This window comes from Winogradskyella psychrotolerans (assembly GCF_018860545.1).
In the GTDB taxonomy this organism is placed as follows: domain Bacteria; phylum Bacteroidota; class Bacteroidia; order Flavobacteriales; family Flavobacteriaceae; genus Winogradskyella; species Winogradskyella psychrotolerans_A.
Map to the genome: position 1 here is coordinate 99,777 of NZ_JAHKPN010000012.1, position 23,378 is coordinate 123,154.

The window sequence follows — 23,378 nt, forward strand, 5'->3', positions numbered from 1 at the left end:
TGCGATCCTGTAAGGTTTATGAAACCTGACAGGTATGAGTAAAAAGTAACGCCAAAATAAAAGATATTACATTAAAAAGATACCCACTTTCGTGGGCAATATTATGAAAGTAACAGACCACATAAAAAACGCTAACGGAAAAACCTTATTTTCTTTTGAAATCATTCCACCAAAAAAAGGAAATAGCATACAACAACTCTATAATAACATTGACCCATTAATGGAATTCAATCCACCATTTATAGATGTGACGACCTCTAGAGAAGAATACCTTTACATTGAAAAAGAAGGACTTTTGGATCGTAAAATTACACGTATGCGACCAGGAACTGTTGGTATTTGTGCTGCGATAAAACATAAGTATGATGTAGATACGGTTCCACACGTACTCTGTGGTGGCTTTACCAAAGAGGAAACAGAATATTTACTCGTAGATTGTCATTATTTAGGCATCAATAATGTAATGGCTTTACGTGGTGATGCCATGAAACACGAACAATATTTTAAAGCTTGTGATGGTGGTCATCAATTTGCAAAAGGTTTGGTGAGTCAAATTCAAAATTTAAATAAAGGCCAATATTTACATGATGTTATGGAAGCTGATGGTAAATCTGATTTCTGTATTGGAGTCGCTGGTTACCCCGAAAAACACTTAGAAGCACCCTCGTTAAAAACCGATTTAAAACGACTAAAAGAAAAGGTTGATGCTGGTGCAGATTACGTAGTAACGCAGATGTTTTTTGACAATAGTAAATATTTTGAATTTGTTGAAGCCGCCAAGGCCGAAGGCATTACTGTACCTATTATTCCAGGGATTAAGCCTATTGCTGTAAAACGTCATTTACAATTATTACCTCAGGTATTTAAAATTGATTTGCCTGAAGATTTAATAGAAGCTGTAGATGGCTGTAAAAGCAATGAGCAAGTGCGGCAAGTTGGGGTTGAATGGGCCATTCAACAATCTAAGGAATTACAGCAAGCAGGTGTACCTGTTCTGCACTACTATTCTATGGGAAAAAGCGATAACATAAAAGCGATTGCTTCTGAGTTGTTTTAATCTTAAGATTTTTTCTTAGTGACGACATTTAAAGTTAAACCAAAAATAATAAGCAAAATGCCAACTAAACTAAACATTGTATAGGTCTCTCCAAACCAAACCAAACCCATTATCATCGTAAAAATAACTTCAAGATATTTCAATGGAGCAACCTGATTGGTCTCTCCAATTTGCATAGCCTTTGTCATATATAACTGTGCAAAATATCCAAAAACACCTAAACTCATTAATATTAACCACTCCACTCCAATTGGCATAATCCAACTGTTTATTGCTAAAATCCCACCAATCACAGTAGAAATCACCATAAAATAATTCACCACAACCACAGGATGATCATCATTTCCTATTTTTCTAATGGTTATAAAAACTAAACCTGAAAACAAGGCTGATATCAAAGCATACATAAGACCTTCAAGTGGTGTTTCACTATCAAATCCTTTAAGGATTACGACTCCTAAAAAGGCAATTCCAAAAAACAACCATTGTATTGGTCGTACTTTTTCTTTAAGAAAAAACAACGCAAAAAAAGCTGCAAAAATTGGTGCTATATACCGAATTGAAACGGCAGTTCCCATAGCGATATATTTTATGGACAGAAAAAATAAAGTCATTGAGATAAGCCCAAAGACACTTCGTAAGATTAATAATCCTTTTTTATTTCCTAAAATTGAAATTTTATTTTTTATCAAAAACGGAAACGTAAAAAATAACGATCCTAGTGCTCTAAAAAACACAATCTGATAAACACTAAAGTTACTAAGCGACTTTACAAATACATTTAAGAATGTAAATGCAAGCGCACTAATTATCATGTATTGAATGGCTTTTTTCAGAATTTAAATTTTTAGAAAAAATGTAACAAAAACATCTTGTTCTTAATGAGGCAATTTACGTATAAAATATGTTTTGAAGTACAAGTCTAAATCAAATAAACAGTAATATAACCACTTGAGAGCTTATATCATTCTAAAGATAAGATGCTATTTGATTTCATCTATTCGGAAAAAAATTAAAAAACCCTGTAAATTTTAAATTTACAGGGTTTTACTTTAAGCGAATAACCAGTTTTTAATCCCAATTATTCAACAATAAACCTTTTTGTTGTCACAGCGTTATCAGCAGAAATTCTCAATAAATAAACACCACTTTCTAAAGAAGAAATATTTAATTTATTTTCCACTAATTCATTTTGCTCTAAAACTTTTGCTCCTAAAATATTGAACACATTTATAGAAGTGATGTCAACATTGCCAGCTTCAATTGACAAGAAATTTTTTGCAGGATTAGGATATATACTAATTTTAGACGCTAAAAGATCATCTACAGAAGCTGTTCCATCTTCAACAAACGAAAAATTGTCATAAAACACTTCAGTATCATCATCAATAGACCCAAGAGATCTCACATAAACCACAGCAAAAGTATTAGTTGCTGTAAAAGAAACTGTAGTAAACGTCGCCCATTCATCAGCAGCTACAATATCCATATAAGCATCAACACTTGCATCAGCAGCACCATTAGCATCAATACCATTCTCATCTGTAATTTCAGTATTTAAAATATATACTTCTGAATCAGTACCTGCAGCCTCAGAACGTGACTCAACTGAAAAAATATAATTAGTACCAATTGTAAGTCCCACTACCTTTTGGTATAGACGACGCGAACTTCCCGTTATTGATGGGCTTCCATCATCATACAATTTAACACCTCGTGTGCCGTTATTTCCACTACTTGTAGACCCTGGTTGTTCATCTAAAGAACCTGCCTCTCCAAGGTATTTAATTTCTAAAGCATCTTCTAAATCAGAATTATTCCAAATAGCTCTGTAAGGGCTATCGATATCCATACCACTTTCATTTTCTATTGTACTATTAGGAGTCATATCATAAGCATCTGCATTATCACTAGTACTACTTGTATGCTCATCACACGTCGCGTTTAACATAAGATTCTGACTCCAACCGAAATTGAAACACAAACTGAACACCAATAAGATGTATAATGTTTTTGTAGAAAGTAATTTTGTTTTCATAATTATTGTATTTAATTAGTTAATATTTAGATTTTTATACTGGTTTACCAATCTGGTTTACCAAATATAATAAAAAATTCACTAGCTATTACGTTTTCGCAATTAAATTCATAAAAAAAATAGCTTTTTTAGACCACTAAAGGAATTGAAAGGGGTCTTTTATATGAAATGCCTAAAAATTTAACATATAAATTCATACCTAAGTGACAAGATTCCTCAAAATAAAACTTATATTGGTTAACCAATTTAGCGTGTTTAAACTTCTGTATTATGAACTTAAAATTAATTGCGTTTACATTGCTTTATCTGTGTGCACAACTCTCGATTGCGCAAGTCATATTGAATTCAAATGGGCCTGGCGATACTTACGAAGAAATCAATGCGGTTTTAGCACCAGGATACAATGTTATAGAAGTACCCGACTGTGGCCATACTGAATTTGGCCGACATATTGATGAAGTTTTTGATACCGAATTAAACACCTATGTGTTTCGGTTTATAGCACATCAAACTCCAGATAATGACCGTTGCCTAAATTTTGACAGACAACGTACCGAAATTAAGACTTATGATCAGTCTCCAGAAAATTTACAAGCAGTACCTGAAGAAACGGTAGTATATCAATGGAAATTTAAATTACCAAGTGATTTTCAGGTCTCTCCAAACTTTACACATTTGCATCAAATTAAATCTGTAGGTGGTGCTTATGCTTCTATACCTATGATTACACTTACAGCTAGAAAAGCAACTCCCGACCGTATTGAATTACGCCAAACTCCAACAACTAATCAAACCACCTTACTCACCGCAAATTTAAATTTATTTAGAGGGCATTGGGTAGACGTTACAGAACGTATTACTTATGGCAATTCAGGTCGTTATTCTATAATAATAAATCGAATTTCCGATAACACTACTATTTTAAGTTACACGAATGATGACATAGATATGTGGCAAGATGGTGCAACTTTTGCACGACCAAAATGGGGCATTTACAGAAGTCTAATCAACATTGATGATTTACAAGATGAAGTTGTATTATTCAACAACTTTAGTATTGAAGAGATAGATCCTTTATCCATTTCAGATTTAGAATCCCAAGCCAATGAAGTGCTATTAATTCCTAATCCCTCAAAAGATCGTGTTACACTGAAAAACATGGAGTCAATAGATTATGATAGTATTCTATTATGTGATAGTTCTGGAAGAGAGATTCAACGATCTAACCGATTACATAACCACACTTTTGAAGTTTCTGGTTTGGCTTCGGGATTATACTTCATAACTGTATTAAAATCAAATCGACCTATTACAACTTTAAAATGTATAATTGAGTAATGCTTTAAAAAAGGAATTATCCTTTTAAAACATTCATTAAACTGGCGTATGAACGTTTTTTGATGTCTTCGGTAGATTGATTACAATCGATAACCAATAACTCAACAGGAAATGAATAACCGGTATATTGAGAGCTTTGTTTGTTTTCTGCAGAAACTACAATGATTCCATCTATAGAGCCGTCACTAAGACTTTTAATATAATTTAATTCTTTAGTATCTGAATTAAAAGATTGGTAAAATAGAATTCTATATCCTAAGATTTCAGCGGACTTTTGCAAATGGCTAAGCGACTGACCATAGCAAGCCTCAGTTACCTGTGGTACAATAACCGCAATAGCACCCGTTTTTTGCATTCTAAGAGAAACAGCATAACTATTTGGTACATAGTCATGCTGTTTAGCTATAGTTTTAATTGTATCTCGTGTAGCCTTACTAATCTCAAGCTTATCATTTAAAGCTTTAGACACCGTAGATATAGAATATCCAGATAAAGACGAAAGTTCTTTTATAGTTACAGCTGACGATTTCAATAGTTATGATTTTAAAGCACTAATTATACTTAAAGCATTTCTGGTATCTAATTCAATTTTTGCTAAATCATAATTACCATCTGCACCTTTTGCAATCAATTTAGAGCCCATACCAACACAGGTTACACCAGCTTTAAACCAACCTTCTAAATTTTCTTTAGTTGGAGACACACCACCTGTAGGCATAATGCTTGTCCATGGTTGAGGACCTCTTATAGCCTTAACAAAATCAGGACCATAAATACCTCCTGGAAAAAGTTTTACAACTTCACAACCTAACTCTTCTGCTCTACAAATTTCGGTTAAAGAACCACATCCTGGAGACCATGCTACTTTACGTCTATTACATACTATTGCAATATCTTCTCTCAAAACTGGAGTTACAATAAAGTTAGCACCGAGAGCCATAAAACGCGAGGCAGATGCTGCATCTGTAACAGAACCAACTCCCATAATCATGCCTGGTAATTCTTTAAGAACCCATTTATTTAATTCACCAAAAACTTCGTGAGCAAAATCACCTCTTGCTGTGAATTCTAATAATCGTGCACCACCATCATAAGTAGCTTTGATTACTTTTTTACTTATTTCTAAATCTGAGTTATAAAATAAAGGCACCATTCCGGTTTCTTTCATAACATTTGCGACTTCTATTCTTGTATAATTTGCCATAATAAATCTTGTTTTTCATTCCCATTACGTTGGGAATCGTTTAATATTTATACCTACAGGGTTTTAAAATCTCATAGGAATTTAGTTCCAATTTAATATTTTTTTGAAATCATATGCCTCCGGATTTGAAACATATTTTTTCGCTTTATCATAATCCTTTTCTTTGATAAAGAATAGATTATGAATAAATAATTGCGCCATATCCGAATTAATATCCACTAATCTTGGTGGAATTTTACCGTTTTTATCTTCAAAATCTTTTAAAAACAACGGCTTTATATCTCCACTAGAGTTTGCGCTAACAATACAACCTGTAATACCTTGATCAAATAACTTTTTAACTCCAATTCCTAATAAAGTACACAAGGTTAAGTCAAATGCTATTGGATTACAACATCGTAATTCGTAACCTAATTCTACAGGTCTCGATTTTACGTCCAAGCCAATTTCCTTCAATTTAAGTTGCAATAAATAATTAAATATGTGCGACTTACTTACATTTCCTAATTCAGGATGTCCATGATCGTCATATGTAAAATTGATGCCCGAATTAACAATTTCTTCTTCCTCCATAAAATGAAAAACACCTTCACTTATTAAGGCAACACCATAGTCTACACCTTCAATCTTACACTTTACGATAGAAGAGATAATCATATTAATTAACTTCTCGAAGGTAATGTTGGTTTTATCAAACATTTCGGGAATGATCATCATTTGAAAATGGCAAGCTGAAGCTATACCAAATGCTAAATGACCTGCAGAACGCCCCATTGCAGAAACTACGAACCAATTTTCGCTAGTACGCGCATCTTCGTATACTGTATTCCCAATTCTAACACCCTCGTCCTTAGCAGTGTGAAACCCGAATGTAGGATTCCGGTCTGGTAATGGTAAATCGTTATCTATAGTTTTTGGCACATGAATATGCGCAACGTATAAATCTTGAGTATTAAGATATTTGGTTAGCCTATTGGCAGTAGATGCTGTATCATCACCACCAATAGTAACCAATAATTTTACATTATTATTTTTGAAAAAATCAGATTTAAAATCACTGTCTTTAGGCTTAAATCTACTCATAATAAGCGTAGAACCACCACGACTAAAAATACGATCTGCATGATGAAAATCGAAAATTTTCACTTCAGGAGTATCAGATAATAATCCTTGATAGCCATGATGAACACCAATAACCTCATAGCCATCTTTCATAAACGTTTTGGCTAAAGTACTTATTACTGTATTAATACCTGGAGCAGGACCTCCACCGCAAATTATAGCTATTGATTTTTTCATTAGTTCAAAATGAGGTAAATTTATCTAGCAACACGACCAGATGCATCACCTCCCATTAATTTTTCTACTTCAGAAACCGTAACTAAGTTTGCATCTCCTTTAATGGTATGTTTTAAACATGAGGCAGCAACAGCGAAGTCTAATGCGTTTTGATCATCTTCAGGATACTTTAATAAACCGTAGATTAATCCTCCCATAAATGAATCACCACCACCGACACGATCAACGATATCTGTAATTTGATACTGACGGGTTTCGTACATTTTTTCACCATCATATAATACACCAGCCCAAGTATTATGAGATGCTGAAATTGACCCTCTTAATGTTGTAATTACTTTTTTAGCTCTAGGGAATTTTTCCATCATTTGCTTACAAACTGATAAAAATGCTTCGGCTTTAACATCGTGTCCATGTTTGTGAACGTCTAAACCTTCTGGATGAATATTAAAATGCTTTTCTGCATCTTCTTCATTTCCTAAAACAACATCACAATACGATGTTAATTCAGTCATTATTTTTTCTCTATGTGCATCATCACAGAATGTCCAAAGTTTAGCTCTGTAATTTAAATCGGTAGAAATCGTAACACCCATTTCGCTTGCGATTTTTACAGCTTCTAAACATGCATCCGCCGCACCTTGAGAAATGGCAGGTGTAATACCTGTCCAGTGGAACCAAGCCACATCTTTAAAAACAGTTTTCCAATCTACCATGCCTGGTTTAATTTCAGAAATTGCAGAATGCGCTCTATCGTATACCACTTTAGAACCTCTACTTACAGCACCTGTCTCTAAGAAATAAATTCCTAAACGGTCTCCACCATAAATGATTTTATCGACTCCTACTCCTCTTTTGCGCATTTCCATCATAGCACATTCTCCAATATCATTTTTTGGTAAACGCGTTACGAAATCTACGGGCACACCATAGTTTGCCAATGATACTGCAACGTTAGATTCTCCACCACCATAGATAGCATCAAAATTATTAGCTTGTGAAAATCTTAAAAAACCTTGAGGTGCTAATCTTAGCATTATCTCTCCAAAAGTGACTACTTTTTTCATTATGAATATTTGTTTATTTAGTTATAAAATTGTGGTTTGGTTAATCGATTAACCAATTCAATTAAAAATAAATCAAAACGGACTAGCTTTGATTTTTATTATTAAAAAGATTATATTTGCTTAATCGATTAAGCAAATATATAAAAACTTGGCCAATAAAAAAAGAGCAACGCTAAAAGACATCGCAAATGTCTTAAATATTTCACCTGCTGCTGTTTCTAAAGCTATGCATGATGATTCACGAATTAGTGATAAAACAAAGAAAGCAGTGAAACGTGTTGCAAAAGAATTAGATTATCAACCCAATCATTTAGCTAGTGCTTTAAGAAATGGAAAAAGTAATTTGGTTGGTGTTATTGTTCCTAGAACAAATAGTAATTTCTTTTCTTCAGTCTTAGAAAACATGGAAGCTGTGCTTAACAAAGCGAGCTACAATATTATAATTACACAATCTAATGAATCTTTTGAGAAGGAGTGTAAAAATATTGACACCTTATTATTTACACAAGTCGATGGTATTATTGCATCTATGGCTAATGAAACTGTTGATCTTTCGCATTATGAAAAGGTCAAATCTAATGGGATTCCTTTAATTCTATTTGATCGTGGTGAAAACGACCTTAACGTCGATTACGTTGGAATTAATGATTACGATAGCAGTCATGTCATCGTTGAACATTTGGTTGAAAAAGGCTGTAAACGTATTGCGCATATCGGAGGGTATAGACGAACTAGAATTTTCAACAATAGAATTAAAGGATACGTTGATGCTCTAAAGAAAAATGAGCTTCCTATCGATGATAGCCTCATTGTTGAAAGTGCACTTACCCTTGAAGATGGAAGGCTAGAAATGGAAAACCTTCTTAGGTTAGAACATAGACCAGATGCTGTCTATGTTGCTAGTGATTATGCCGCTTTAGGAGCTTTACAAGTTTTAAATGAACAGGACATAAAAGTACCGGATGATATTCGTTTGGTAGGTTTTGGAAACGAACCATTTACCTCCTTGGTAACACCTTCAATTACAAGTATTGAACAGCACAGTAAGGAGATTGGTCGTTTGGCAGCAGAAACATTTTTAAAACATATTGCACAACCTGAATTGAAACAAACACTAAATAAAATTATTCTCGATGCCGAATTGATTATAAGGGATTCATCGCGATAAAACAATTACTAAAACAGTGAAGTATTGCCGATTATGAGCTAAGTGATTAAATAATGGAACTGTTTTTGCTTATCATTATATTATTAACTATTGAACTAATCTAAACATGAAAACATCACATCTCTTACTACTTTTTAGCACCGTTTTCTTCTTAACATCGTTGCATGCACAAGACATCACCGTTTCAAATATCGAAGAATATAATGCCGCAATTTCTAAGGTTAATACTGGTGGTACCATCATTTTAAAAAACGGAGAATGGAAAGACACCAAACTTTTGGCCTATGGAAATGGGACGAAAGAACATCCTATAATTATTAAAGCCGAAACGCCTGGCCAGGTTATTCTTTCAGATAATTCTAGCTTAAGTATTTATGGCAATTACGTCATCGTAAGTGGTCTTTGGTTTAAAGATGGAAAAACCGATGAGAAATTTGTGGTACAGTTCAGAAAAAACTCAGAAGAATTTGCCAATAACTGTCGGTTTACCAACTCTACAATTTCCTATTATGATGTTGCAGACGATAATATAAAAAATCATTGGGTTGATATTTGGGGTAAAAATAACAGAGTAGATCATAACAACTTTACGGGTAAAACTTCTGCAGGCACAACACTTGTCGTTTGGTTAAAAGGTGAAGACCATATTGAAAATAATCATAAAATAGACTATAACTATTTTGGTCCTAGACCAGATTTAGGCGAAAATGGTGGAGAAACGATTAGAATTGGAACGAGTGCTAATTCTATGAAATCTTCTAAAACACTTGTTGAAAGTAACACGTTTAAACAGTGTGATGGTGAGATAGAAATTATTTCAAACAAATCTGGAGATAACATTTTTAGAAATAATCTTTTTATTGAAAGTAAAGGGACTTTAACGCTAAGACATGGTAATAACGCTCTTGTAGAAGGCAATGTCTTTTTAGGAAATAACATTTCTCAAACTGGTGGTATTAGAATAATAAATGAAGGTCATATTGTAAGAAACAATTTATTAATAGGCTTAGCTGGAAACGATTACAGAGGCCCTATCGTTTTAATGAATGGAGTTCCCAACTCTCCTCTAAACCGTTATAACCAAGTTAAGAATGTTGACATACAAAATAATACCATTATTAATTGTGGTCCTATGACTTTTGGAGCAGGTAAAAACGAAGAACTAAGTCTTGCCCCAATTAATACTGTTTTTGCAAACAACATTATTAGTAATACTAATGCTACTAATATTTTAGAAACAGTAGACCGTGTTGACGGTATTACATTTTCGGGAAACATTGTAGATAGTGACGTCATGGTAAATTCACAATATTTTACCAAAGCAAGCATAGATTGGACGCTTTTAAAATCACTACCAATGCCAACCGCCAATAATGATGCCCTAAAAAGTGTAACAAAAACAGCTAAAAGTCCCATAAATGATATTACAGATTCTGCAAGAGAACCATATGTCGCAGGCGCATTTAACCTTAATAACACTAAGATTCCAAGAGCTTTAATCGCTAGAACAGGTCCGGGATGGCAACCCAATATTGAGGCTCCTGTCACTAAACCCGAAGATTTAATTGTAGAACCAGGCATTGGAACCTTATCTAAGGTATTTAGTAAAGCTAAAGATGGTGATATTATTACATTAAAAGCTGGTGTTTATGAATTTAACAAAGGCCTTAAAACGGGGAAAAACATCACTGTAATTGGTGCAGATGATGGCAATACTATATTCAAAATGCAAGATGGTATTGAAAAACCGTTCACTTATTTTATTCGTATTAATGAAGGAGGATCATTAACGCTAAAGAATATCATTTTTGATGCCGCTCATAGTAGTCCACCTAAATATGCAATAGTGTCTCCTGACAAAATGGAATCGACCATGTATACACTCAATGTAGAAAACTGCACGTTCAAAAATTTCACTACTCAGAATGGAGGAAGCGTTTTTAAAGCTTATGAAGGGACATTAGCGAGTAGTTTAACATTTAAAAATTGTGAATTTTCTGATAGTTATAGAGGTTTGAACTTGTCTTACGATAAAGATAATTTTGGAAAATATAATGCTTTAGAACTTAACATAGACAATTCTGTTTTTAAAAATATTGAAGAATTTGCTGTAAATTATATAAGAAGCACCCCAGATGTCAACATTGAAGGAGGCAAACTAACCGTTACCAATAGTGTATTTGATAAGGTTGCCAATGAAGAAAAAGGAAAAACAATTATTACCAATGGTATTCATGATGTAACCATAAAAAACTCAGTCTTTATCAATAGCTATAAATCTCAAACTCCTATTAGTTTAAAAGGGTTAAAAAATGTGATATCAAATTGCTTATTTGACGATAATGGTTATCCAAAAACAACTAAAGGTGCCAAAGAAATAGACCTAATTTTTAAAAACCCAAGATGGGAAGATAAAGACAACTATGTTCCAAGTAAAAAATCTCCTTTACTAAAAGATAATAATGGAAAAGCGTTAATAGGTATTATTCAGAAATAGGATAAATTAGAAACATCTAAAGCCCTAAAAATATTAGAATTTACCTAGAGACCTCCTACAAATTTCGTTATTAATTATTTAATAGTAGACTATGAGAAAACCCTTATTGAATTTAGGTTTTACATTTTTAGGAATCACATTGGGGTTTTCGCAAACCTTATTAAATGCCAATGAGCCAGGTAATACTTACGAGGACATTAATGCCGTTTTAGCACCTGGTTATAACGCTGTAGAAACCCCAGACTGTGCGCATGCTGATTTTGGTAGACATATTAACGAAGTTTTTGATACGGAATTAAACACCTATGTATTTCAGTTTATAGCCCATAAAACTCCAGATAATGACCGCTGTAAAAAATTCGATAGGCAGCGTGTAGAGATTAAAACCTTCGCCTCTTCTCCAGATCATTTAAAAGCTACAGAAGGAGAAACCGTTGTGTATAAATGGAAATTTAAGTTAGCTCGTGATTTTATGGTGTCTTCTAGTTTTACTCATATTCATCAAATCAAAGCTGTAGGTGGTCCTTACGAATCTATACCAATGATTTCCTTCACCCTACGCAAAGGCAATCCAGATCGTTTAGAATTAAGATACACTTCAACCAACAACCAAGCAACTATTAAAACTGTTGATCTGGATCTACTAAGAGGCCATTGGGTAGAAGTTACAGAAACCATCCACTTCTCTAATAAAGGCAGTTACGACGTGACGATTAACCGCGTGTCTAATAATGCTTCACTATTTAGTTACAGTAATGATGCTATAGACACTTGGCAAGATGGTGCAACCTTTTCTAGACCAAAATGGGGAATTTATAGAAGCCTAAAACAAAGCAATGATATAAAAGATGAAATTATTCGATTCGCTAATTTCAGTATTGAAGAACTTGGCCCCTTATCGTTATCAGACTTAGAAGTACAATTAGAAGAGAACGAATTAAATTTAGAAGCTTCAAAAGGTATTTTGAACTTTAAAAATGTCCGAGCAAACGACTATGACCACATAGACCTATATGATACTTTTGGCCATATTGTTGCTATCGAAAACCGTCTTAAAAAATTCAAATTAGATATTTCAGGTTTAAATTCTGGAGACTATTACCTTGTCTTTAAAAAGTCTAAGCGCAGCATCAAAGTATTGAAATTTACCATTTAGCATTTACTAAAATCTCTTAAGTCTTGCATCTTGTTAGAAACACCGAGCTTATTTCATAAGGTGAACACAGTTATAAAAAACTGTCCTTGCATTTATAACAACTATAAACACAAGGACAGTAACCAACTCAAATAATCTTTACTTTTATAATCCTCCAAGATTTGGATTTCTATCGATCTCTTCTTGTGGTATTGGAGTATCGTAGTCGACACCAGAATTCCAATCAGATTTATTACCCTCAAGTCCGGTAGAACCAAATACTTGGTCACCTAATTGTCTTCTTTTTATATCGTACCATCTCTTACATTCAAAAGCCAATTCTATCCTACGCTCTTCTAATACATCTGCAACTGTAATTGACGCTAAATTTGCAGGTACAGTACTTGGTGCAATTGTAACCTCAGTATAACCACCAGATGTAGATTCTCCACCATTTCTTGCTCTAGTTCTAACTTCATTTAGATAACCAAGAGCTAAAGGACTTCCTATTTCTACACCGGCTTCAGCTGCTATTAATAATACTTCTGCATAACGCAACATTGAATAATTATGACTTGTTGCTCTTTTATCACCACGAGCAAATTCTCCAGGGTAACGCGTATATTTTGCAATATATGGTCTATTTGCCGCATGTTCATGTCCGCTTATATCAAACTGAGTATAGTCTACTAAAGTCTCGTTAATAGTAGCTTCTGTTTGGAAACTCACGTTTTTTCTATAATCACCATCTTCAAAAGAATCATAAACCGCCATTGAAGGTACAATAACAGACCAGCCAGAATCACCTCTAATCCCAGTCATTGGAGCTGTTTGGTCATAAGCGTTATCTTCAGCTTCAACACTATTATAATCTAGAGCAAAAATTGGCTCAAGAGAATTATCAATTTTATTAGCATTAAATAAGGTTTGAAAATCTGGATCTAAGTCTAATTGGTATTCACCTTTATTATCAATCACTTCTTTAGCTTCATCAAATGCTAATTGAAAATAAGTCATATCACTGGTTCCTGCTCTAGTTAAATACACTAAAGCCAAATAAGAACTTGCTGCTGCTTTTGATGGAATAGCTCTAGAAGCCACCGTTGTTGGCAACCAAGTTTTAGCAAATTGTAAATCTGAAATGATATTATCATACACCTCTGATTCTGATGTTAAACCAACACTGAAATCAGCTTCATCACCTGCTGGACTATCAAAATAAGGGATATCTCCGAATAATCTTACCAAGTGAAAATAATAAAATGCTCTTGCAAAATAAGCTTGAGCCACAACTGGGTTCTTAACTTCTTCATTCACTCCTACGCTTTCAGCACCTGCAATAGCATTATTCGCTGCACTAATACCTAACCACATTCTTATCCAAGGATCATATACCATTTCATTATCTCCTGAAACGTTATGCATATCCATTTCTGCTCTGTATGGTTGTCCTGACATAAGCTCAGCCATATCTGAACGCAATAGTAATGACATGGACAATTTTCTTCCCCAAATCTCTTCATTAATGGCGTGGGTTAGTGCACCATCAACTGCTGTTTGGATATCTTGAGTTGTAGAAAAGAATCCATCTGGAGATAATAATCCAACTGGCTCTTCTTCTAAATCAGAGCATCCCATTATTGACAATCCCATCAATAACAATAATATTTTATAAGTATTCATAATTTTTTCTTTTTAATTTAAACTGTTCTTTTTCTTCGACATACGATTAAAACTTCGCACTAAGACTAAAACTAAATGATCTTACAGTTGGATAATTTCCAAAATCAAATCCTCTAACAGTGTTGCTTGATGTGTTATTATTACCAGAAGCTCCATAATAATTAACCTCAGGATCTAAACCAGAGTAGCTTGTAAAGGTTAGTAAGTTCTGAGCACTTACAGATAACCTTAAGTTTTCTATACCTAAATCTTCAATAACCTCTGCTGGAAACGTATATCCTACAGCAAGATTTTTTAATCTCACATAACTACCATCTTCCACAAAACGAGAAGAAATTTCTCTAAAGCTATTATTTCCTACACGAGGTTCATCTGTATTGGTGTTTGAAGGTGTCCATGCATTATCAAAATAATCATAAGTTGTGTTAGCATCTCCATTATTTAACTGAACGTTAGTCATGTTAAAAATATCGCCACCTTGAGACCCTTGAAAGAAGATATTTAAATCAAAGTTTTTGTATTTAAAGCTATTTGTAATACCCCAGGTAAAATCTGGATTAGGATTACCAATTACTTTTCTGTCATCATTATTTATATCTCCATTACCATCTAAATCTAAAAATAATGGATCACCAGCTTCACCATCTGGCAACATAGCTGTACCAGCTGGCAAATCACCACCTTGATAAACACCAGCATAATCATAGCCATAAAATAACCCTACTTCTTCACCTTCTCTCAATAAATAGTTGTTATCCACACTGAAATAACTAGGCGCACCATCACCGAAATAATCAGCACCATTAATTAAAGTTTCTACTGTATTTTTATTCTTAGAGAATACTAAGTCTGTAGACCAACTGAAATCATCTTTTACAATATTTCTAGAGTTTATAGAAATTTCAAACCCTTTATTATTAATCTCTCCAACGTTTGTAATAATTTGATCATTTAAATATCCAAAATACCAAGGAATACTATTATCAAACATAAGAACATCTTTAGTTGCAATGTTATAATAATCTAAAGACATTGATATTCTACTATTTAATAAACCTACATCTACACCAATGTTTGTTTGGTAAGAAGACTCCCATTTTAAATCTGGGTTTGCTGTTTGGTATGGAGTAATCGCTGGTACTGTAATACCATTGCTAGAAGCATATAAACTAGCTAAACTAGCTAATGATTCGTATGCTCCAATAGAAGGGTTACCCGTTACACCATAACTAACTCTTAATTTTAAGTTAGAAATAGTTTCATTATCCATTAAAAAATCTTCGTTAGAAATTTTCCAGCCTAAAGCAGCTGAAGGGAAAATAGCATATTTTTCATTTTCAGCAAAGTTAGAAGCCCCATCTCTTCTTACTGTAGCTGTAAATAAATATTTGTCATCATAATCATAATTTACTCTACCAAATTGCGATTGAATTTCAGTTTCAGTGGAATAAATATCACCACTTGTACCATTTATTAAACTTGTGGCAGTGTATAATCCATAGTAAGAGAATGAATCTGAAAGTGTCCCTGTACCTTCACTATAAAACCCTTTACGCGTTGAGTTTTGATAAGAATAACCCGCTAATAACGTTAAGTTACCTTTTCCAATCTCTTTCGTATAGGTTAAATAATTTTCACTTAAGACACTCTTACTTTTATCTTCCATCATAATAGCTCTACCCTGTGTAGTACCACCTGCTGTAATTTCCAATGTTCTTGGCATGTAAATTCCTCTAAATTCATTCTCAGTACTAATACCAAATGTTGTTTTAAAGGTAAGCCCTTCAATAATGTCATAATTTGCATAGAAATTTGCTCTGAAATTTTCTATTTCAGTATCATCATCTCTTTGTGTCGCTACAGCGTATGGGTTATCAACCGCATCACCTATTCTATCGTTTGTTGAAAAACTACCGTCATCATTATATATGCCTTTATCTGGAGCAAAACGCATTGCTAAAGACACAACATCATCACCACCAACAGTAACAGAACCATCTGATTGTGTTGGTACCCCAGATTTTTTATTTATTCCACCTGTTAAATTCAATCCAACTTTTAATTTATCTGTAATATTGGCATCTATATTTGATAGGAATGATACCCTCTCGTAATCAGAATTAACGAGTATACCTTCTTGTTTAAAGTATGTACCCGAAGCATAATAATTTACTTTATCTGTACCGCCAGAAAAAGAAAGTTGTGTATTAGAAGTGCTACCTGCTCTATATATTAAATCTTGCCAATCTGTATCATAATCTCCTTGAACGTAAGGAGTAGTATTACCTTGATTAGTTCTAATCTGATTTTGATAATCTGCGAAATCACTAGCGTTTAATAAATCTAAGCTGTTGGCTGTATTTTGAACCGCATAAGTTGTATTTAATTCCACAACTAATTTACCACTTCTACCTTTTTTAGTTGTAACTAAAACAACACCATTGGATCCACGAGAACCATAGATAGCAGTTGCAGAAGCATCTTTTAAAACTTGTAATGATTCAATATCACCTGCTTGAGGCATATTGGCACCTACAAATCCATCTACAACGATCAGAGGATCACTACTAGCGTTGATAGACGTGTTACCTCTAATGCTTATCTTAATTGGAGCACCTGGCTCACCACCATTATTAGATTGTACTACGACACCAGCGGCACGTCCTTGAAGTGCTTGTTCTGCATCTAAGACAGCAAAAGCGGTTAATTCATCGGCTTTCACAGAGGATACAGACCCTGTTACATCACTTTTTCTACGAGCACCATAACCAACGACTACTATTTCGTTAAGTTGACTAGCATCTTCTACTAATACTATGTCTATTACTGTTTTGTCACCTACGGTAACGTTTTGAGGGGTAAAACCAACATAACTAAATACTAATACAGCCGTACCATCTTGTACTTCAATAGTATAATTACCATCCATATCTGTGGTAGAACCAATAGCAGTTCCTTGAACAAGAATATTGGCTCCTGGTAAGGGTAATCCGTCAGGTTGACTAGTAACAGTACCTGTAACTGTTTGCTGAGCATATAATACTGAGCCAAATAAAATAAACACCACTAAGGGTATCCACTTCATGTTGAAAAATTTGAGCTGTTGTTGCATAAGATTAGTTGTTTTAATTATTAATTCGTTTTTTATAATTGCGATTCCTTACTCATTGTTAATAGTGTAGAGAAATAAGTAAAAAACCGACCTGTTATTATTGGTAAACCAAATTGGTATACCAAACTGGTTTACCAAATTTAGTTAATTTTCTGTTAACTACAACGTTTTAGTAACTTTAAATTTATTTTTTTCAGAAATATTGATAAATCGATATAAAATTTGGCGTTTCACCCCTAAACACCTGATACTATATAATCAACGTTTCTAGAACATATGTAGCAAACCATATAAAAGAGGAATTACACTGCTGATTTAAGAAACAAAACCAGAGCATTGGAAAGAAGCCTTTTTCACTAAGAAAATTAAAAGACTCATACTGATTTTCCGCTAAGCTCGATTACATAAAGAAAAAGCGCCATTATATGTATATAACAGCGCTTAAATAATAAGATATATTGTTTAGATTTAGATACCTAAAGCTTGGCCTCCACCAATTTGAATTGTTTCAGCAGTAATAAAAGCTGCATCTTTACTTGCTAAGAATGAAATAACACCAGCAACATCTTCTGGCTGACCTAATCTTCCTAACATAATATTGTTAGCCCAAGAAGCAAAAACTTCTGGTTTGGTTGCTTTAATCTGCGCGTGGAATGGTGTATCAATAGTCCCTGGTGATACTGCATTTACTCTAATTCCGTATTCAGCTAAATCTTTTGCTAATGCTCTAGTAATGGCATGAACACCTGCTTTAGACGTACCATAGATACCAGCACCTGGCCCACCAGCAGTCCATCCTGCATTTGATGTATAGTTAATTATAGAAGGGTGTTCACCTTTTTTCAAGAAAGGTATTGCTGCTCTTGAAGCAAAGAACACAGAATCTAAGTTTAATGCCATTACAAATCTGTAAAAATCTGTTGTCATTTCTTCAAATCTAGATCTTCCACCTAAACCACCTGCATTGTTTACAAGTACATCTATTCTACCATACTTCTCACCAATCTTAGTGATATTTGAAGTTACTTCTTCTTCTTTCGTAACATCAAAGCCAAGATATTCAGCAGTTACTCCAGCCTCTGTAAGCTCCTTTACTTTTTCTACACCAGCTTCATCATCAATACCGTTTAATACTACAGTGTATCCGTCAGTTCCTAATCGTTTTGCTACTTCAAAACCAATTCCGCCTGTAGCTCCTGTTACTATTGCTACTTTTCCTTTGTTATTACTCATCTTTGTTGAATTTATTCTTTAAAATTATACTTATTAATATTTCAATTTATTTTTTTTCTTTTAGTGGTTGAATTTTTGGAATCAATACCCAAACACTCAGCATTGTTATGACAGCTAAAGATGCACCTATAATAAAAGCAGGAGCATAGTTTCCTCCCATTGTTAACCATGGCACCAATGCCGTTAACCCAAATGCACCTAACTTAGCAGCTGTACCCGCAAATCCAGACAATGTACCTACTGTTTTTCCACCAAATAAATCACTTGGTAATGTTTGCACATTTCCAATAGCTGTTTGAAAACCAAACAAAATAATCGCCATATAGATTACTGCTGTTGTTGGGCCTCCTGGACTAGCCATAGCGAATAACATAGGTAACATAATTAAACAACCTAATGTAATTACAAACTTACGTGTCTTATTCACAGTCCAACCTGCTTTAATACGGTTTTGAGCCAACAGACCTCCGAACCAAGCTCCTAACATAGCTCCTACATAAGGTACCCACGCATAAAAACCAATTGCCGTAACATCCATTTGATACACTTCATTTAAATAGATTGGAATCCAAAAGATAAATAACCACCAAATTGGATCTATCGCTGCTGAAGCTAATATGACACCCCAACTTTCTTTATGTTTTAAAATTGTTCCTGTATCTGGATTGTAACCTTCATCAAATTCACCATCTTCATCTTTATCCTGATTTTTTTGACCAGTCAAAATATATTCACGTTCTTCTTCCGTTATCCATGGGTGACTTTTAGGAGGTGATTTTACTACAATCCACCATGGAATAAGCCACATCAGTCCTGTTATACCTACTAAAATAAAAATCCATGTCCAATCAAAGTATACGGATAGTAACCCAATTGTAGGGAAAGCGATGATACCACCAATGGCGGCACCAGAATTAAAGAGTCCTTGTGCAAATGCGCGTTCCTTAGTTGGAAACCATTCTGCATTAGCTTTTGCTGCACCTGGCCAGTTTCCTGCTTCTGACATCCCTAATAATGAACGAAAAAGACTCAGCGTAACTATCCCCTTTGCAAACGCATGTAACGCTGTAGCAATTGACCAAAAACCTATAGATAAAACGAATCCTATTCTAGTTCCAAATTTATCGAAAATCTTACCAAAAATCGCTTGACCAAAAGCATAGGACAGTATAAATATATTTGAAATGATTGCATATATTTCCTTTCGCTCGCCTATGGTTTTTTCTGGATACAAATCTTTTGAAATGTCTGGCCACAATACAGGCAATGCCTGTCTATCTATGTAATTAATAACAGTAGCCAAAGCAATTAAGCCAATTACCCACCATCTTAAACCTTTTAGTTTTTTACCTAATTCTTTCATTTACTTAATATTAAACATTGTAACAATACTGATACAACTCACTAAAGTGATCTTTCATTTTTTGTTTTGCCAATTGGGGATTCTGTTGTTCAATAGCATTATAAATCGCTTCATGCTCTTCTATTCCCTTTAAAGCTAAACCTTTATCACATACATGATGTGTTTCAAAATTTGTAATAATCTCTGGAGTTATCATTAACATAAATGTGTTAATGGTCGCATTTTTACTAGCTTTAGCTATGGCTAAGTGGAACAAAAGGTCTTCTTCAACGGCAGGTTCTCCATTACTCACCTTTTTTGAATAGGCCATTAACGCGGATTTCATATTCTCTAAATCCTCCTTTGTTCTTCTTGTAGAGGCTAAACGCACTGTCTTTAATTCTAAAAGAATTCTTGTTTCTACTAAAGCTTTAAAATCTTGATCTTCTAATCTTAGAATATCGTCAATCATACCATTCATAGCAATGACTCCGATATTCGCTACAAAAGTGCCACTTTGTGGTCTTGATTTTAATAGACCATAAAGTTCTAATTTTTGAATAGCGTCTCTTATTACACTTCTAGATACATTAAACTTTTCGGATAACGTTCGTTCCGAGGGTAGCTTATCACCTGGTTCAAGATTTTTTACATTTATTAATTCTCCAATGTTAGAGATAATCTCATTTTGAATACTTGAACTTTCCGACTTTGTTTGTGTATCTAACTTCATATAAAAATTTGTAATAATGAATCTATTTTCTGTCCAAAAATAAGACAGTAATTGTTATATCTAAATTTTCATCTTTAATTTATTACAATAAAAAAAACGTATTAAACTTATTCTAATGCTTCAATTTCAAAAGAATCGATATAAGCTTCATCTAAATTATTATAGAAGAATATCGCTAAAGATGTATTCCCACCTGAATCAAATATTAATGAACCACTAACCAAGGATCCAACTCCTGCAACATCTTCAGTAAACGTTATTGAACTAATGGTATTGTCTTCTAGCTGATCTATGGAACTCATAGCCTGAACCATTGCAACGGTCAAACTACCATTACTTGCATCGTCTTGGTCCCTAAACGTATATTTAAATTTTAATTCATAAAGCGTATCAGGCGTAAATTCCCCTATTAACTGATAACCAATTCTATCTCCTGAAGGAGGTAATTTTGCTGCATTAGACCCTTCATGATAACCGTTAGAAGACGTTATTTGAATTACCCCTCCTAAGTCAGAGTTTCTCCAAGGATCTCTACTGTCATTTCCATTATCAAAACCAGCCTCAAGAATTACAGGAATTAATGTAGGCGGAACTTCTGGCTCTACGACCTCTATTTCTTCAGTATACGAGCTAGAAACACCTAAGTCATCTGTTGCTGTAAGCGTTACCGTATATGTCCCCTCATCAGGAAACGTATTCATTCCATCCAAATCGGTTGAGCTATTACCATCACCATAGTTCCATAAGTACGATGTTGCACTTATAGATTCATTAGCAAACGTATAGGTTAAATAATCTGCAGTTACCGAAGCTGTAAACTCAGCTGAAGGAGGTGTTAAATCTTCTTTTGAATTAGCGTCTGGTAAATCATATGCTAAAGCATCAATAGTTGGGTCACAAGACACTATCACAACACTAACTACAAATAGTAAAGTGGCCATTAGCTTTTGTGAAACACGTATTTTAAATTTATTAATAGTTTTCATTTTAAAATGTTTTTAATTAATAGTTTTAATAGTTTGGATTTTGAGTCATTAGCCCATCACTTATATTAACCTCATTTTGAGGTAAAGGCAGTAATAAATCTGATGACGTAAACCCAAATCCATTAAGGTCAGAATAAGCAGATAGTACTTCTTGCGCCTTTCCTAAACGAATTAAATCGAATAGTCTGTGATTTTCAAAAGCTAATTCCATACGTCTTTCTAATAATAAATCATCTACTGTAATTTCAGAAACAGGATCCGTTAGACCCGCTCTGTTTCTAACTTCTTGAAAAGATGCTAAAGCAGCCGTCGCACTTGTTTGCTCAGCACCCGCCATAATAGCTTCTACATGTAATAATAACACATCAGCATAACGCAATACAATCCAATCATTTCCTGCTAATTCTGGATTTTGACTAATTGTAAAATCAGCTGTAGGTGTATCTCCTCCATTATCTCCATCAGGAAAATACTTAGCACATTGATATCTCACAGAAGTTAAATGAACAGGATCTTGTCTGAAAGAATATTGTGATCTATCTCCTCCAAATTCGTTGAAATCATCAACTAAATCATAAGTCGCATAATTTAAACCACTAGAATTACCAACTCCATTCATCCATTGTGCTGAAAACGTCTGACTATCATTAATGCTTTCATAGCCAATAGCAAAAATAACTTCACTATTACCTTCTGTATAAAACACATCGTAAAAATCAACCAAACTATATTCACCACCATTTATAATTTCTTCGAGTAATACTCGCGCTTGAGCATATTCTGGCTCTTCTAAACTAAGATAAACTTTTGCTAATAATCCTTGAGCTGCAGCTTTTGAAGCTCTAGTTTTATAGGTATTATCTAATCCTAAAACCGCCGTTTGTAAATCACTTACAATTAAATCATACACTAAGCTTGTATCCACTCTAATAAATTGCGTGTCTTTTTCTAAAGGTGATAATACATGATCGACTAATGGAATATCACCAAATAATCTTACCAAGTTAAAATACGCATAAGCTCTAATAAATTTTGCTTCTGCTTCTATAGCAGAGGTATCGTCATCTACATTTCCTAAATTTTCTAAAACGACATTGGCTCTGAAAATAACCTCATAAAAACTAGAGTAATAATTTGCTACAAGACCATTGGTTGCGAGTACATCAAATGATTCAAATTGCCCTGAGTCGGAAAAATCATCTGGATCTGCAATTTTAGTTGCTGTATTACCACTTCGCATCTCTGTAATGTAAAACTCATATTGCACACCGTGATTTTCATCCTTATCATAACTGCCATCTCCTTGTATGGCATCATATGCTCCCAATAGAGCACTTTCTAATTCATCAACAGTGGTATAATAATTTTCTGATGTTATTGCTGAGCTTGGTGCAGGCTCCAAAAAATCGCTACACGAAGTTGCTATAACTCCTATTAATAGAATCTGTATATATTTTTTAAATTTCATAATATAGTGTATTAAGCA

General features: G+C 33.9%; 18 protein-coding genes. 5 read left to right on the plus strand and 13 right to left on the minus strand.

Annotated elements, in window-relative coordinates; genetic code table 11:
• Positions 1-103 precede the first annotated feature (103 nt).
• Positions 104-1,057: a methylenetetrahydrofolate reductase [NAD(P)H] gene (gene metF, locus KO515_RS06905; RefSeq protein WP_215935650.1), complete on the plus strand. Its 954-nt coding sequence runs from the start codon at positions 104-106 to the stop codon at positions 1,055-1,057.
• A gap of 2 nt (positions 1,058-1,059) precedes the next feature.
• On the opposite strand, the gene KO515_RS06910 is transcribed toward metF, so the two are convergent.
• Both KO515_RS06910 and KO515_RS06915 read right to left on the minus strand, forming a co-directional pair.
• Positions 1,060-1,896, minus strand: coding sequence for a DMT family transporter (locus tag KO515_RS06910; RefSeq protein ID WP_354668272.1), 837 nt, complete (start codon positions 1,894-1,896; stop codon positions 1,060-1,062).
• Between the two features lie 242 nt (positions 1,897-2,138).
• Entirely contained in the window at positions 2,139-3,095 is a 957-nt protein-coding gene (locus tag KO515_RS06915) for a T9SS type A sorting domain-containing protein (protein WP_215935652.1), read from the minus strand.
• 270 nt (positions 3,096-3,365) lie between these two features.
• Here KO515_RS06915 and KO515_RS06920 point away from each other — a divergent pair, with 270 nt between their 5' ends.
• Positions 3,366-4,433 carry a T9SS type A sorting domain-containing protein gene (locus KO515_RS06920; RefSeq protein ID WP_215935653.1) on the plus strand — a complete coding sequence of 356 codons (1,068 nt, stop codon included), beginning with the start codon at positions 3,366-3,368 and terminating at the stop codon, positions 4,431-4,433.
• A 16-nt stretch (positions 4,434-4,449) separates the two neighbouring features.
• Here the strand turns inward: KO515_RS06920 and KO515_RS06925 are convergent, their stop codons facing one another.
• The 4 genes from KO515_RS06925 to KO515_RS06940 form a co-directional block, all read right to left on the minus strand.
• A complete protein-coding gene (locus KO515_RS06925; RefSeq protein ID WP_215935654.1) occupies positions 4,450-4,965 on the minus strand; it encodes a LacI family DNA-binding transcriptional regulator in 516 nt (171 codons plus the stop codon).
• 3 nt (positions 4,966-4,968) lie between these two features.
• On the minus strand, positions 4,969-5,637 hold the full coding sequence (locus tag KO515_RS06930; RefSeq protein ID WP_215935655.1) for a bifunctional 4-hydroxy-2-oxoglutarate aldolase/2-dehydro-3-deoxy-phosphogluconate aldolase: 669 nt from the start codon (positions 5,635-5,637) through the stop codon (positions 4,969-4,971).
• A gap of 81 nt (positions 5,638-5,718) precedes the next feature.
• Positions 5,719-6,936: a 6-phosphofructokinase gene (locus KO515_RS06935; RefSeq protein WP_215935656.1), complete on the minus strand. Its 1,218-nt coding sequence runs from the start codon at positions 6,934-6,936 to the stop codon at positions 5,719-5,721.
• A 20-nt stretch (positions 6,937-6,956) separates the two neighbouring features.
• Positions 6,957-8,003, minus strand: coding sequence for a sugar kinase (locus tag KO515_RS06940; RefSeq protein ID WP_215935657.1), 1,047 nt, complete (start codon positions 8,001-8,003; stop codon positions 6,957-6,959).
• A gap of 148 nt (positions 8,004-8,151) precedes the next feature.
• On the opposite strand from KO515_RS06940, the gene KO515_RS06945 reads away from it, so the two are divergent.
• The 3 genes from KO515_RS06945 to KO515_RS06955 all read left to right on the plus strand — a co-directional run bounded on the left by KO515_RS06945 (position 8,152) and on the right by KO515_RS06955 (position 12,824).
• A complete protein-coding gene (locus tag KO515_RS06945) occupies positions 8,152-9,171 on the plus strand; it encodes a LacI family DNA-binding transcriptional regulator (RefSeq protein ID WP_215935658.1) in 1,020 nt (339 codons plus the stop codon).
• A gap of 106 nt (positions 9,172-9,277) precedes the next feature.
• Positions 9,278-11,668: a chondroitinase-B domain-containing protein gene (locus KO515_RS06950; RefSeq protein WP_215935659.1), complete on the plus strand. Its 2,391-nt coding sequence runs from the start codon at positions 9,278-9,280 to the stop codon at positions 11,666-11,668.
• Positions 11,669-11,759: 91 nt separating this feature from the next.
• On the plus strand, positions 11,760-12,824 hold the full coding sequence (locus KO515_RS06955; protein WP_215935660.1) for a heparin lyase I family protein: 1,065 nt from the start codon (positions 11,760-11,762) through the stop codon (positions 12,822-12,824).
• A 144-nt stretch (positions 12,825-12,968) separates the two neighbouring features.
• Here KO515_RS06955 and KO515_RS06960 read toward each other — a convergent pair whose 3' ends face one another.
• The 7 genes from KO515_RS06960 to KO515_RS06990 all read right to left on the minus strand — a co-directional run bounded on the left by KO515_RS06960 (position 12,969) and on the right by KO515_RS06990 (position 23,360).
• Positions 12,969-14,486, minus strand: a complete 1,518-nt coding sequence (locus KO515_RS06960; RefSeq protein WP_215935661.1) for a RagB/SusD family nutrient uptake outer membrane protein — start codon at positions 14,484-14,486, stop codon at positions 12,969-12,971.
• 46 nt (positions 14,487-14,532) lie between these two features.
• On the minus strand, positions 14,533-17,571 hold the full coding sequence (locus KO515_RS06965) for a SusC/RagA family TonB-linked outer membrane protein (RefSeq protein WP_215935662.1): 3,039 nt from the start codon (positions 17,569-17,571) through the stop codon (positions 14,533-14,535).
• Between the two features lie 495 nt (positions 17,572-18,066).
• Positions 18,067-18,831 (minus strand): SDR family NAD(P)-dependent oxidoreductase, encoded by a 765-nt coding sequence (locus KO515_RS06970; protein ID WP_215935663.1) that lies wholly within the window; start codon positions 18,829-18,831, stop codon positions 18,067-18,069.
• 46 nt (positions 18,832-18,877) lie between these two features.
• Complete coding sequence (locus tag KO515_RS06975; protein ID WP_215935664.1) at positions 18,878-20,194, minus strand: MFS transporter; 1,317 nt, start codon at positions 20,192-20,194, stop codon at positions 18,878-18,880.
• 10 nt (positions 20,195-20,204) lie between these two features.
• The gene (locus KO515_RS06980; protein ID WP_215935665.1) at positions 20,205-20,906 is read right to left on the minus strand and encodes a FadR/GntR family transcriptional regulator; all 702 of its coding nucleotides are present in this window, start codon (positions 20,904-20,906) and stop codon (positions 20,205-20,207) included.
• A gap of 107 nt (positions 20,907-21,013) precedes the next feature.
• On the minus strand, positions 21,014-21,892 hold the full coding sequence (locus KO515_RS06985; RefSeq protein WP_215935666.1) for a PKD domain-containing protein: 879 nt from the start codon (positions 21,890-21,892) through the stop codon (positions 21,014-21,016).
• A 25-nt stretch (positions 21,893-21,917) separates the two neighbouring features.
• Positions 21,918-23,360 (minus strand): RagB/SusD family nutrient uptake outer membrane protein, encoded by a 1,443-nt coding sequence (locus KO515_RS06990; protein ID WP_215935667.1) that lies wholly within the window; start codon positions 23,358-23,360, stop codon positions 21,918-21,920.
• Positions 23,361-23,378: the final 18 nt, after the last annotated feature.